Source organism: Primorskyibacter aestuariivivens, from assembly GCF_028023675.1.
Lineage (GTDB): Bacteria > Pseudomonadota > Alphaproteobacteria > Rhodobacterales > Rhodobacteraceae > Marinovum > Marinovum aestuariivivens.
This window is the reverse complement of the sequence record NZ_JAQIOZ010000005.1, coordinates 263,020-275,916: the sequence shown is the minus strand read 5'-3', so window position 1 is coordinate 275,916 and position 12,897 is coordinate 263,020. Positions and strand designations below refer to the sequence as shown.

General features: G+C 61.3%; 13 protein-coding genes. 9 read left to right on the top strand and 4 right to left on the bottom strand.

What is annotated here, in order from left to right:
- Window positions 1-126: 126 nt before the first annotated feature.
- The 6 genes from PGB28_RS07000 to PGB28_RS06975 all read left to right on the top strand — a co-directional run bounded on the left by PGB28_RS07000 (window position 127) and on the right by PGB28_RS06975 (window position 4,772).
- Window positions 127-546: an SMI1/KNR4 family protein gene (locus PGB28_RS07000; RefSeq protein WP_271420781.1), complete on the top strand. Its 420-nt coding sequence runs from the start codon at window positions 127-129 to the stop codon at window positions 544-546.
- A 291-nt stretch (window positions 547-837) separates the two neighbouring features.
- Complete coding sequence (locus PGB28_RS06995) at window positions 838-1,338, top strand: type III secretion system chaperone family protein (RefSeq protein WP_271420780.1); 501 nt, start codon at window positions 838-840, stop codon at window positions 1,336-1,338.
- Between the two features lie 35 nt (window positions 1,339-1,373).
- Entirely contained in the window at window positions 1,374-2,189 is an 816-nt protein-coding gene (proC, locus tag PGB28_RS06990; protein WP_271420779.1) for a pyrroline-5-carboxylate reductase, read from the top strand.
- Entirely contained in the window at window positions 2,182-2,520 is a 339-nt protein-coding gene (locus PGB28_RS06985; protein WP_271420778.1) for a tRNA-binding protein, read from the top strand. Before proC ends, PGB28_RS06985 begins: the two co-directional genes overlap by 8 nt.
- On the top strand, window positions 2,517-3,470 hold the full coding sequence (locus tag PGB28_RS06980) for a 2-hydroxyacid dehydrogenase (RefSeq protein WP_271420777.1): 954 nt from the start codon (window positions 2,517-2,519) through the stop codon (window positions 3,468-3,470). The genes PGB28_RS06985 and PGB28_RS06980 overlap by 4 nt, the downstream gene beginning before the upstream one ends.
- Before the next feature lie 183 nt (window positions 3,471-3,653).
- Window positions 3,654-4,772, top strand: a complete 1,119-nt coding sequence (locus PGB28_RS06975; RefSeq protein WP_271420776.1) for a beta-ketoacyl-ACP synthase III — start codon at window positions 3,654-3,656, stop codon at window positions 4,770-4,772.
- A 53-nt stretch (window positions 4,773-4,825) separates the two neighbouring features.
- On the opposite strand, the gene PGB28_RS06970 is transcribed toward PGB28_RS06975, so the two are convergent.
- Window positions 4,826-5,410, bottom strand: a complete 585-nt coding sequence (locus PGB28_RS06970; protein ID WP_271420775.1) for a thymidine kinase — start codon at window positions 5,408-5,410, stop codon at window positions 4,826-4,828.
- Between the two features lie 382 nt (window positions 5,411-5,792).
- Here PGB28_RS06970 and PGB28_RS06965 point away from each other — a divergent pair, with 382 nt between their 5' ends.
- Window positions 5,793-6,251 carry a hypothetical protein gene (locus PGB28_RS06965; protein ID WP_271420774.1) on the top strand — a complete coding sequence of 153 codons (459 nt, stop codon included), beginning with the start codon at window positions 5,793-5,795 and terminating at the stop codon, window positions 6,249-6,251.
- A 23-nt stretch (window positions 6,252-6,274) separates the two neighbouring features.
- Here PGB28_RS06965 and PGB28_RS06960 read toward each other — a convergent pair whose 3' ends face one another.
- The 3 genes from PGB28_RS06960 to PGB28_RS06950 all read right to left on the bottom strand — a co-directional run bounded on the left by PGB28_RS06960 (window position 6,275) and on the right by PGB28_RS06950 (window position 10,310).
- Window positions 6,275-7,159 (bottom strand): hypothetical protein, encoded by an 885-nt coding sequence (locus PGB28_RS06960; protein ID WP_271420773.1) that lies wholly within the window; start codon window positions 7,157-7,159, stop codon window positions 6,275-6,277.
- A 127-nt stretch (window positions 7,160-7,286) separates the two neighbouring features.
- Window positions 7,287-8,663: a 30S ribosomal protein S12 methylthiotransferase RimO gene (rimO, locus tag PGB28_RS06955; protein ID WP_271420772.1), complete on the bottom strand. Its 1,377-nt coding sequence runs from the start codon at window positions 8,661-8,663 to the stop codon at window positions 7,287-7,289.
- Window positions 8,664-8,702: 39 nt separating this feature from the next.
- Entirely contained in the window at window positions 8,703-10,310 is a 1,608-nt protein-coding gene (locus PGB28_RS06950; RefSeq protein WP_271420771.1) for a hypothetical protein, read from the bottom strand.
- Between the two features lie 166 nt (window positions 10,311-10,476).
- Here PGB28_RS06950 and PGB28_RS06945 point away from each other — a divergent pair, with 166 nt between their 5' ends.
- The gene (locus tag PGB28_RS06945; protein WP_271420770.1) at window positions 10,477-10,707 is read left to right on the top strand and encodes a DUF1127 domain-containing protein; all 231 of its coding nucleotides are present in this window, start codon (window positions 10,477-10,479) and stop codon (window positions 10,705-10,707) included.
- A gap of 228 nt (window positions 10,708-10,935) precedes the next feature.
- On the top strand, window positions 10,936-12,849 hold the full coding sequence (locus PGB28_RS06940) for an AsmA family protein (RefSeq protein ID WP_271420769.1): 1,914 nt from the start codon (window positions 10,936-10,938) through the stop codon (window positions 12,847-12,849).
- The last annotated feature ends 48 nt before the right edge of the window (window positions 12,850-12,897 follow it).

The window sequence follows — 12,897 nt, the reverse complement described above, 5'->3', positions numbered from 1 at the left end:
CGCTTCAAAAGGCCCAAGCGCTTTCATGGCTCTTGCCCCGGCACACATGAAATTTCCGCATTCGACGCATTCGATAACGTCTCTATTCCGGAAGAATTGCGAATATTATGATCAATCTTCAATGGAATGTCAGTTCCAGCAGGAACGCTGCTGCAATACACTTGGCTGGATGGCACGTTTTGCTATTTGGGCGTTGAAGAAGCCTCACTTGATTATGAGATGTCGAGCCGTACTCGGGAGCAAGATCATTCCTTCGAAAACTATTGGCCCAGCGCATTTATTCCAATTGGTACGCCCGGCGAAGGATCTCGTTTGCTGGTGAACAGCTTGGAAGGTTCCGCGACCTATGGCTCAGTCTACGAACTCACTTACGTAGAAGGCGTGTCGCGAATATCGGCTTCGTTGTCACAATATTTCGAAACGTTGAATGCCTGCATTGCGAATGGCGCACTCACAGTCACGGAAGACGGCGAGGTGTGTATCGAATTCGACGGGTTTCGGAGCATTGGACGCCGAATGAACCCGGGGTGTGACTATTTCGACTAATGTGGCAAAACGGGATGTCTCACTTGCATGCGGTCAAGTGGCACCAAATCGAGACTCTAGGCCCCTTGGCCTTTCATAAACCCGTACCCACCCCTGTGCATAACCCTTGTGCCAACACGTGTTTCATCCACAACTTAATGTGTGAGTCACAAAAATATCGCTTTACATGAGCTTCCCGACCCCTCACCATATCAGGTAGGGGCCGGGATTACCGCCCACAGCCCCTAGAGCAGGCACCTAGCGCTTGGGGCGCTGCCACCCCCTTGTGCTACAAACAAAAGAGGTGGCGCAATGGCATTGTCCGAGCAGTTTCTGGAAGACGATATTCACCCTATAGATATCGTTGAACATATCGCAGAACACCATGATTGGGATTTCGACCGCATCCATGACGACCAGATCGCCATGGCGGTTGAAGGCCAGTGGCGCACCTATTCCATCACGCTGGCCTGGTCGGCCTATGACGAGACGCTCCGGCTCATCTGCACCTTTGAAATGGAACCGCCGGAAGAGAAATACCCCGAGCTGCACGAGACGCTGAACGTCATCAATGATCAGTGCTGGGCCGGGGCCTTTACCTGGTGGGCCAGCCATCAGTTGATGGTTTATCGCTACGGGCTCGTTCTGGCTGGTGGACAGGTGGCCAGCCCCGAACAGATCGACACCATGATCAACGCCGCCGTGTTGAGCGCCGAACGCTATTACCCGGCGCTGCAATTGGTCATTTATGGCAACCGCACGCCGCAGGACGCAATGCAGGTCGCCATTGCAGAGGCCTACGGCCGCGCGTAACACTTCGCCCCGAACGCGATGAACGGGAGGGGCGAATGAGCATGACAGATGTGGCCGAGCGGGGCCTTGTGTTGCTGGGCTGTGGCAAGATGGGGTCCGCCATGCTGCAGGGCTGGCTGGCGGATGGATTGCCGCAGACCTCGGTGCATGTGATCGACCCCAATCCCTCGGACTGGCTGCAGGCGCAGGGTGTGCATATCAATGCCGACCTGCCTGCCAACCCCGCAATCGTACTGATCGCCGTCAAACCCCAGATGATGGGCAAAGCGCTTCCCGCGATTCAGGCGATGGCCACCGGCGACACGCTCTTTGTTTCGGTCGCCGCCGGGGTGACACTGGCCAGCTACGAGGCTGCCTTGGGTGCAGACAGCCCGATCATCCGCGCTATGCCCAACACACCCGCTGCCGTGGGGCGGGGGATCACCGCGATCGTCGGCAATGCCCGGACGACCGAGGCGCATCTGAGCCTTGCCGAAACGCTCCTGCAGGCCGTGGGCCAGACCGTGCGCCTGGACGACGAATCCCAGATGGATGCGGTCACCGGCGTTTCCGGCTCCGGCCCGGCCTATGTGTTCCACCTGATTGAAACGCTGGCTGCCGCGGGCGTGGCGCAGGGGTTGCCCGAGGATCTGGCGATGAAGCTGGCAAAGGCCACCGTGGGGGGGGCAGGTGTGCTGGCCGAAGAGGCCAACGAGAGCCCCGGCCAGTTGCGGATCAACGTGACCTCGCCGAACGGAACGACTCAAGCCGCGTTGGAGGTGCTGATGGATGAGGAAAGCGGCTTTCCGGCGCTGCTGAACCGCGCGGTCAAGGCCGCGACGGACCGCTCAAAGGAGCTGTCCAATGGCTGAGATCAGTTTCGACGATTTTCTCAAGGTCGATATCCGCGCGGGCACCGTGACCCGCGCCGAACCCTTCCCCGAGGCGCGCAAACCGGCGATCAAGCTGTGGATCGATTTTGGCCCGGAGATCGGCGAAAAGAAAACCTCGGCCCAGATCACCGACCACTACACGCCCGGGACCCTCGTCGGCAGGCAGGTCATGGCGGTGGTGAATTTCCCGCCGCGCCAGATCGGGCCGTTCATGTCCGAGGTTCTGACGCTGGGGGTATCAGACGCAGAGGGCGGCATTGTCCTGCTCGCCCCCGATCAGACCGTCGCAAACGGGGAGCGCATGCATTGACCGAGATCCTGATCACCCGCCCCTTGCCAGAGGCTGTGCTCGAAGAGGCGCACAAGCTGGGCCATGTCACGCTGCGGCCCGCCACCACACCGCTCTCGGATGCGGAACTGCGCGGCGCGCTGGAAGATTACGATGCCGTCCTGCCAACCTTGGGCGATATGTTCTCGGCCTATGTCTTTACCGATGTGCCCAAGCCCCGCGCGCGTATCCTCGCCAATTTCGGGGTAGGCTATAACCATATCGATGTGGCGGCAGCGCAAGCTGCCGGGCTCACCGTGACCAACACCCCCGGCGCGGTGACCGACGCGACCTCGGACATCGCCCTGACGCTGATGCTCATGTCCGCGCGGCGCGCGGGAGAGGGCGAGCGGCTGGTGCGATCCGGCAACTGGGCGGGTTGGCACCCGACCCAGATGCTGGGCCTGCACATGTCCGGCAAACATGTGGGCATCATTGGTATGGGCCGGATTGGCCAGGCGATTGCCGCCCGCTGCCACCACGGGTTTGGCATGCAGGTCTCTTTCTACAACCGCTCGCCGAAACAGGTGGGGTTGCCCGCCACACAGGTCGAAAGCCTGACCGAGCTTGCGGCGCGCGTCGATTTTCTTGTCGTCGCGGTGCCGGGGGGCGCGGACACGCAACACTTGATCGGGGCCGAGGTCTTTGCCGCCATGCAACCCCATGCGCGCTTCATCAATATCGCCCGTGGTGAGGTGGTGGACGAGGCCGCGCTCATCACCGCGCTGCAAACCGGCCAGATCGGCGCGGCGGGGCTGGATGTGTATGAACACGAACCGGACGTGCCCGAGGCGCTGAAAACCTGCGAAAACGCCGTGCTTCTGCCGCATCTGGGCACCGCGACGGAAGAGGTGCGCACCGATATGGGGCTGATGGCGGTCGACAACCTGCGCGCGTTCCTTGCAGGCGAAACACCTCCAAATCTGGTGTGACCCGTATCTTCTTCTGTTTCAAAATACCTCGGGGGCAGAGGCACGCCTGTAGATTGATCCGGGGGATCAATCTCAGTGCCGAAGAGTCGGAGACCACCCGGGCAGCGCCCCCTTCCTCCTGCGTCACCCTTGACCCCTCACATGCTTTGAGGTCCAGTGGATCAAGCGCATTTGAGGCCTGTCATGCATATCCCCGCCATCACCGGAACCGGGGTCTTTACCCCGGAAGAGATCATCACCAATGACGAATTGGTGGCGGCGTTCAATTCTTATGTGGACCGCTTCAATGCCCGCTACGCAGACGCCATCGAGGCCGGTCAGGTCGCGGCCAAGGCGCATTCCTCGTCTGACTTCGTCGTCTCGGCATCAGGCATCGAACAACGCTACGTGATGGACAAGGCCGGTGTGCTGGACCCCGACCGTATGTTCCCGAACCTGCCCCCGCGCTCCGATGATGCCCCCGGTATCATGGCAGAGATGGCGCTGGACGCCTGTGCCAAGGCGCTGGCACAGGCTGGGCGGAACGCGTCGGAGGTGGACCTGATCATCTGCGCGGCCTCTAACCATGAGCGCGCCTATCCGGCGATTGCCATTGAAATTCAAAATCTTCTGGGGGCAGGGGGCTTTGCCTTTGACATGAACGTCGCCTGTTCCTCGGCCACGTTCGGCATTCAGGCCGCCGCCGACATGGTGCGGTCAGGTTCCGTGCGCTGCGCGCTGGTGGTCAATCCCGAGATCTGTTCCGGCCACCTGGAATGGCGCGACCGGGATTGTCATTTCATCTTTGGCGATGTCTGCACGGCCACTGTGATCGAACGCGCCGAGGAGGCAAATGGCGCGCATTTCGTGATCCGCTCGACCCGCTGCGCGACGCAGTTCTCCAACAATATCCGCAACAACAATGGCTTCCTGCGCCGCACCCGCGACCAGATGGAGGATCGCCGGGACATGCAGTTCATGCAGGAAGGGCGCAAGGTCTTCAAGGAGGTGCTGCCGCTGGTCTCACGCCATACTGCCGATCACATGGCGGACGAAGGTGTGTCGCAGGACGATTTGAAACGTCTCTGGCTGCATCAGGCGAACAAGGCGATGAATGACTTCATCGGGCGCAAGGTTCTGGGCCGTGTGCCGGAGGACGGGGAACAGCCCAATATCCTGCAGGATTACGCCAATACCTCGTCCGCGGGCTCGATCATCGCGTTTGCGAAATATTCCGATGATCTGCAACCCGGGGATACCGGGCTGATCTGTTCCTTTGGGGCGGGATATTCGGTGGGCTCGGTGCTGGTCGAACGCGCCTAGAGTTCGCATGTCCGGGGCGCGCAAGACCGGTTCCCACTTTTGCGCGACATGCTCTAGGGGTGGTCGCCTGTCGCCTCGCGCCAGTGACGTCGGCAGAGGCTGACATAGGTCTCGTTGCCGCCGATCTGCACCTGATCGCCTTCGGTCAGCACCCGGCCTTCGCCGTCCTGCCGCACCACCATGGTGGCCTTTTTCCCGCAATGGCAGATGGTGCGCACCTCGCGCATCTCGTCGGCCAGCGCCAGAAGCGTGGCCGAGCCGGGGAAAAGCTGGCCTTGAAAATCCACCCGCAGCCCGTAGCACATCACCGGCACGCCAAGGTCATCGACCGCGCGCGCCAGTTGCCACACCTGTTCAGGTTCGAGAAACTGGGATTCGTCGATAAAGACACAGGCAACGCGCCCTTGTTCGAGCCGCGTTGCGATCTTGGCAAACATATCCTCGTCGGGCGCATAGGTGTCCGCCGCGCTGCCAATGCCGATGCGCGACCCGATGCGTCCTTCACCCGCGCGTGTGTCCAGTTGAGCGGTCAGCAGGTAACACTCCATCCCGCGTTCGCGGTAGTTATGCGCGGCCTGCAGCAGCAGCGTCGATTTGCCGGCATTCATGGTGGAATAGTGAAAATAGAGCTTGGCCATGGCGTTCCTATGCCGTGGCAAATCCGCCAGAGCAACCCAACAATGACCGGATCAGACATGTCTGGCCCAGCAAGGCCAGGGACTGTCAGGGTGGGGACGGTGTGAGTGGCAACTTCCGGGAAACGCCAAAACAGCATTGGTCTTTGACCAACGCGGATTGCGCGAATGAAAGGGGTGCAGCGTGGCTGCCGGACCTCCGGCTCCGCCTCCCACAGACGGACACGCTACAAACCCCACCCTGACACCGGCCTGGGAAACCGGTTACTCGTTACGCCCCCTGAGCCAGGGGGTGTTTCAAAGATGACAAAAGCTGTTAAAGCTATTAATGGGAAAAAGGTTTTGGGTTTCCCCTCATTGCGAGGGATGTAAAGCAGGAGCAGCGATGGCGGGCGTTGGCAGTTATCTCAAGAAGCACACGGAAGCATTGGTCAAGGATGTAGGGATCGAACCCGCATGCGAACTGACCGGAAAGTCCAAGGCCACGCTGGGCCGGTACTATTCCGACAACGAAGAACACGCCGACCGCTTCATGCCCATCGACGCGGTGGCGGCGTTAGAGGCCGCGTCCTCTTATCCGCATGTCACGGCGGCGCTCAGCGAATTGCGCGGGATCACGCTGTCCTTTGAATCGCGCCGGTCCAATTCGGAAAGCTCTGGCTGCGTGAACGCCGATGTTGTGGCGTTGAGCCAGCGTTTTGCCATGCTGATGAGCGAGTATTCCCAATCCATCGAGGACGGGATCATCACCGTGAACGAGGCAAAGCGCATGCTCAAGGAGACGCTGGCACTGCAGCAGGTGCTCATTGACATGAAGCTGCATCTCGAACACGAGACGGTCTGACAAAGCGCTCCGTTGCAACCTCGCTATGATTGTGGGCCGTGCTCCAGAAAACTCTTTTTTGCCTTCAAGGGTGGCAGATCAATAATCTCGGCGTGTTCTTGTGCAAGGAAATTGAACGAAAGTTGGCAGAGGACACCGCACTCCATGATATCGTCATACCATTTCCGGGAAAGGCTGTCGTGCAAGGGGTGTTCAGTATCTCGGAGAATATACCCAGTTGCAAAGCACCGCGCATGATCAAGCTGCGCACCTTTGGCCAGCTTTTGCATCGTGTATCTGGCCATGTGGTGAGATTGCAGGCGGTAGCGTTCGTTCAGCATACCGGTTGTATATTCCAACAGGATGTTGCCGGAGATATGACTCCACAAGGCCGCAGCCATTGGTGACCGCTCTGACTTCAATCGGGCAAGGTCGGTTTCGATCCTGTCCGGTTTCACGCCTTGCTTGTCATCCACATAGATCAGATAGCGATGTTGGCGCAGGTCCGGGAAGAGATGCGGAACCGCTTTGGCGATTTTTGCCTGATGCGCGGATTCTATGGGATTGGATGAGATTGGCAGATCAAGAAAGATCGGTCGCCACCCATAGGCATTGACGATTTGCAGAACCTTGGGGTTGTTTGACACGAAGTATTTGGGATACGCGCCCATTTGTTTCTGAGGGCGGAATGTAAGCCGTGATGTCGGACCGCAGAAAGTCGAATAGTAAGCCGGGACGTTCTTGTCCTGATGATCATGGATGCCCTGACCAATCGCCGATTTGGCTACGCTGTCCAGAGACAAAGGCGCGCGAGAATAATCATCCGAAATCGGAGATGCCATATGCGCCAAAGCCCTGTTCCAGGAGCGGATGTTCCGCCGGAATTTATGATATTCCCGAATGGCCTTCAAAAGCAGTTTTTCGTTCATGGCAGTCGGCCTTTGTGATGGAAACAAGGCATCTTGTGACCTTTTGGGCGGGGTTGTGTGCTATATGCCTCATGGACGTTGGCTAGGCTACATGGGAGCGGGTTTCGAGCCGTTTGCAGCGAGACGGTCAGGGCGCGTCTGAAAGCTGACCCCAGAGGTCGTATTCGCCCGCCTCGTCCACTTCCACCGTCACGATCTGACCGGGTTTCAGCGCGTCTGCGCCCTCGTCGATAAACAGGTTGCCGTCGATTTCGGGGGCGTCGGCCATGGTGCGGCAGGTGGCGATGCCGTCCTCGTCCACATCGTCCACGATCACCTCGATCACACGTCCGACCTTGGCCTCCAGCCTGGCCTCGGAAATCGCCTGCGCCTTTTGCATGAAGCGGTCCCAGCGGTCCTGTTTGACCTCTTCGGCCACATGGTCGGGGAGGTCATTGGAGCGCGCGCCGTCCACATTTTCATATTTGAAACAGCCGACCCGGTCCAATTGCGCCTCGTCCAACCAGTCGAGCAGGTATTGGAACTCCGCCTCCGTCTCGCCGGGATAGCCCACGATGAAGGTCGAGCGCAGGGTGATGTCAGGGCATTCGGCGCGCCATGCGGCGATCTCGTCCAGCGTCCGGGCCGAGGCGGCGGGGCGCGCCATGCGTTTGAGAACCTCGGGGTGGCCGTGCTGGAACGGGATATCGAGATAGGGCAGCACGCCATTGGCCGGGTCCGCCATCAGCGGGATCAACTCGCGCACATGGGGGTAGGGGTAGACATAGTGCAACCGCACCCATGCCCCGAGTGACCCCAGATCACGCGCCAGCGACAGGATCGGCGCTTTGACCTCGCGATCCTTCCAGTCGGTGCCATAGGCCGAGGTGTCCTGTGAGATCACCAGCAGTTCCTGAACACCGGCTTCGACCAGCTTTTCCGCCTCGCGCAGCACTGCCTTGGCCGGGCGGGACTGCAAGCGCCCGCGCATATCGGGGATGATGCAGAACTTGCACTTGTGATTGCAGCCCTCAGAAATCTTGAGATAGCTGTAATGCCGCGGGGTCAGGCTCACGCCGCTGGCGGGCAAGAGATCGACAAAGGGATCGGGCGCGGGCGGCACCGCGCCATGCACGGCATCCAGAACCTGTTCATATTGATGCGGGCCGGTGACGGCCAGAACGCGCGGATGCACGCCGGTGATGTACTCGGGCTCTGCCCCCAGGCATCCCGTCACGATCACCTTGCCATTTTCCGTCAGCGCCTCGCCAATCGCCTCAAGGCTTTCGGCCTTGGCGCTGTCGAGAAAGCCGCAGGTATTCACGATCACCGCATCGGCCCCGGAGTAATCCGGCGAGATGCCGTAGCCCTCGGCGCGCAGCCGGGTCAGGATGCGTTCGCTGTCCACCAGCGCCTTGGGGCAGCCAAGCGAGACCATGCCAATGGTCGGCTGGCCGTCACGCGGTGTTTCGGTCACGCGTGCGCGTGCGAGATCGGGGCGAAGATCGGGCGGGTTCTGAGTCATGCCGCCCCTATAGACGAGCAGCGCAGCGCCGGGAAGGGTTCAGCTGTCTTTCCACAGATTCTCCAATGCCTCGACATATTGCCGGTCATGGGTCCATTTCGGCATCATGTCGCGCGCCATCTCAAAGGTGATCTCCGGATGCGCCTCGCGCCATTTGCGCGCCGCTTCCATGGCCTTTTCCTTTTCCCCGGCCAGCCAAAGCGACCCGAACAGCATTCGGTAGGCCCAGGTCACACCGGTGCCTTCGCGCATCCCCTGCTCGCAGAGTTCGGTTGACTCGGCGTATCGCCCCATGGCGCGCAGCCCGGCGGCACGTCCGAAAAGCGCGTTGAAATGGAACGGATCCAGCGGGCTGAGTTGCTCATACCGATCAAGGGCATCGAATCCGGTTTCCATGTCACCAAGATAGATGCAGGTCCAGCCCATCCGCAGCCAGGCCCAGGCATGGTTGGGGTCAATGGTCAGCGCGCGTTCGGCCAGCAGCTTGGCCTGCGTGAAATCATTGAGCGCAAGGCTGGAGGCTGCTGAGAGTGCGGTCAGGGTCGAAGGATCGTTTTGCGCCATGGGCAGTGCGCGGGCGACGAGGCGTTTGGCCTCCTCCCGGTCGGCGGTGCCGTCGGTGACCCAGAGGTAGCAGCAATTATGTGCATGGCACCATGCCTTGAACGCCATGGCCGGGGCGTAATCCGGGTCATGCGCCAGCGCCTGCGCCAGAAGCCCGATCGCACGGGCGTTTTCTTCGGGCCGGTGCGCCCAGAAATGCGGCAGCGCACTGAGGGTCAGCTCATAGGCGGTGCGGTCGGCGGGGGACCGTTTGCGGGCGCGTGCAATCTCGGCGGCGCGCAGGTTGGGCGATATCTGCCCGGCTACCTGGGCGGCGATGCGGTCCTGCAGATCGAACAGGTCATCAAGCCGGTCGTCGAACCGTTCCGACCAGAGTGCGCGCCCATCTGTCCCGATCAGTTGCACCGAAATACGCACCCGCTCGCCGGAGCGACGCACCGAGCCTTCGACGATGTAATCCGCCCCCAGCTTCTCGGCCGCTTGCGGAACAGAGAGCCCCGCGCCACGCAGGGCAAAAGCGGATTGCCGGGCGATGACCTGGAAATCATGTGCGCGGCTCAGTGCGCCGGTGATTTCCTCGACCACGCCATCGGCGAACATGTCGCCTGCATCGGCGCCAAATTCCTCGAACGGCAGGACTGCCAGTGTCGGTGGACGGTCCTGGCCTTTTGGCGGCACGGGCGCAGCCGCCGGGGCGGGGGAGGTGCTGCGCTCGGACCGGAGCCAGTCTTCGAACCCCTCAGAGGCGAGATCGAAGCCCTGCATGAATTCGCCTTCGCCGGTGGCGGTTATTTTTAGTTGGGACTCATCAAGCCAGACGGCCTGACGATCCGCGTCCAGTACGCCTTGGGGCAGCTGTTTGCGCAGCACGGACAGTTCCTGGCGCAGTGAGGCGCGGGCCTGATCCTCGGAGCGGTCGGACCACAGCAGATCGGCCAGAAGCCCGCGTTCCGCGCGCATGCCGGACTGGCGCGCCAGATAGGCCAGCAAGGCCTGACCGCGCCGGGACAGACCGGTCAGCGGCGCGCCGTCCGGACCGGTGATCCGCAGGGGGCCATAAAGGTGCAGTGTCAGGTCGGGCATGGGGAGGTGATCGTATTATCCAACGGTTTTTGCGTCGTTTTACGCAGAATTTACGGAACTATTGCACGCCAGCGCCGCCATTGCAGCCCGCTTTTTGCGGATCGATTGCGGGCATGGGGCAATCTGGGCTCATCAAGTCGAACACCAACCCCATCAGGAGCCCATCATGCAAACCCGTCTCACCACCACCGCCCGCCCGATCACCACCACCCGCCGCTGGAGCCTTGGCCACATCCTGAAAACCGCGCTCGACAAACTGGTCGCCGTCGACGCCGCCTATCGCGAGCGCCAGAAGATGCGCCGCCTGACGGATGAGATGCTTTCTGACATGGGTATCACACGGGACGAGGCCGAACGCGACGCGCGGTGGAATGCGCCCGCGCATTGGCACCGCTGAAACTCTTCCGGTCCGGCCCGGGGTGCAGATCCCTGACCCCAAGGCCCGTGACCCACTGGCCCGGAGCTGTCCAGCTTCGGGCCGTTTTTTGCGCCGAAAGGGGAAATGCCAGGCGATGTCCCCTCTCGCAATTCCCGCCAGAAGGGTTACATTTCCACCCAAGAACAAGAACAGAGCGCCGCGGGGTCAACCGGGCGCCTCGGCGTATTGAGTAGAGAGGATGTCGCCATGAAATGGCTGTTTCGCCTGATCGGAATTGTTGTCGTGCTGGCCCTTGTGGCCGTGGGATCGTTGTTGCTTTTGCCCGGAGAAAGGCTGGCGCGGATCGCGTCGGACCAGTTGTCGGCGCAACTGGGCCGCAAGGTCGAGATCACCGGGGATGTTTCGTTCAGCTTTTATCCCGTCCTCGGGGTCAGCACGGGCCCGGTGACGGTGGCCAATGCCGATTGGGCGGGTGAGACACCGATGCTGCGCGCGGCCTCGGCCCATATCGGGCTGGAGGCACTGCCGCTGCTGCGGCGCGAGGTGCGGGTCAAGGCGCTCTATGCCGATGCGCCCGACGTGCTGCTGCAGCGGGACGCGCAGGGGCGTGTCAACTGGGACTTCTCTGATGGCAATGAGCCCGCGCCGCAATCCGGTTCCGCCGGGCTGCCGCCGGTTTCCATCGAGGATCTCAGGATCACCAATGGCGCAATCACATACGCCGATGCCGGAAGCGCACCCGTGGCTTATCGTAATGTCGATCTGTCGCTGGCATGGCCGGATCAGGCGGGGCCTGCGGATGTGGCACTGACCCTGCGCCCGGCGGGAGAGGATGTTTCTGTGACGGCGCGGCTGCCGCGGCCCATGGACCTGCTGGCGGGCAATGGTGCGCAGCCGGTCACAGCCGAGATCAGCACCGATGGTGGCACGGCGAGCTTTGTTGGCAATGTCAGTCTGGTGCCGGAGGCGCAAGGCAAGCTGACGGCAGAGCTGGGGTCAACGGCGCGCGTTCTGGCGGCGCTGGGCATGGGCGGGGCTGAAATCCCGCAAGGGCTTGGCCAGAGCATCACGCTTGACACCAGCCTGACCTTTGATGCGGCCCGAAAAGCCACTTTCGATGGCATGTCTCTGGCGCTGGATCAGAACCGCCTGACCGGCAGCGCATCGGTCGATCTGGGCGGTGACAAGCCGCGTATCGGTGCGCGGCTTGAGGCCGGGGCGCTGGACCTTTCGGCGCTGATGGCAGAGGACGGGGAAAGCAGCGGGGGCGCGACGGAATGGTCGACGGACCCGATTGATGCGTCGGCGCTGGGTGTGGCGGATGGCGAGATCGTCCTGAACGCCGACTCCGTCGATCTGGGCGATCTGCAATTTGCCAAAACGCGGGTGGTGGTGACCATCGACCGGTCGCGCGCCGTGATCACGATCCGCGAATTGACCGGCTATCAGGGTGGGTTCGACGGAGAGTTCGTGATGAACAACCGCAACGGGCTGTCCGTGGGCGGCAAGATGCGCGGTCTCAAGGTCGAGGCGCAGGAGCTGCTGGCAGACCTGATGGGGCTTGAGCGCCTGTCGGGCAAGGCCGATAGTGAGATTCAGTTCCTTGGCGTTGGGCAATCGGTGGCCCAGATTGTCGACTCGCTGGAAGGCACCGGGAACTTCACTTTTGGCCGTGGGGTGATTTCGGGGATCGACCTGGACAAGCTGATGCGTAGCGGTGACGGCTCGGGTGGAACAACGATTTTTGATAGCCTGACCGCGACCTACACGATGAAGAACGGTGTGCTGCGCAACGAGGACCTGCGGCTTGAGCTGCCGCTGATCAAGGCGGTGGGCGAGGGCAAGGTCGACCTCGGCAAGCGGACCATCGACTATACCTTTACCCCGCGCGTTCTGGAGAATGAAAACCGCAAGGGATATGCCATTCCGGTCCGGATTCAGGGGGCGTGGTCCAACCCGCGTATCACGGCAGACCTTGAAAAGGCCATTGAACTCAACCTTGCCGACGAGAAAAAGGCCGTCGAGGAGGAGGTGCGCAAACGGGTTGGCGACGAGCTTGGCGTTGAAGTGGACGAGGATGACAGCGTCGAGGACGTGATCAAGAAGAAAGTCGAGGATGAGATCCTCAAGGGGATCGGCGACCTGCTGGGCGGCAATTGACCGCGCGGCTCCCGGAACCAGCATTCTGGCATAAAAAAGGTGGGCAAA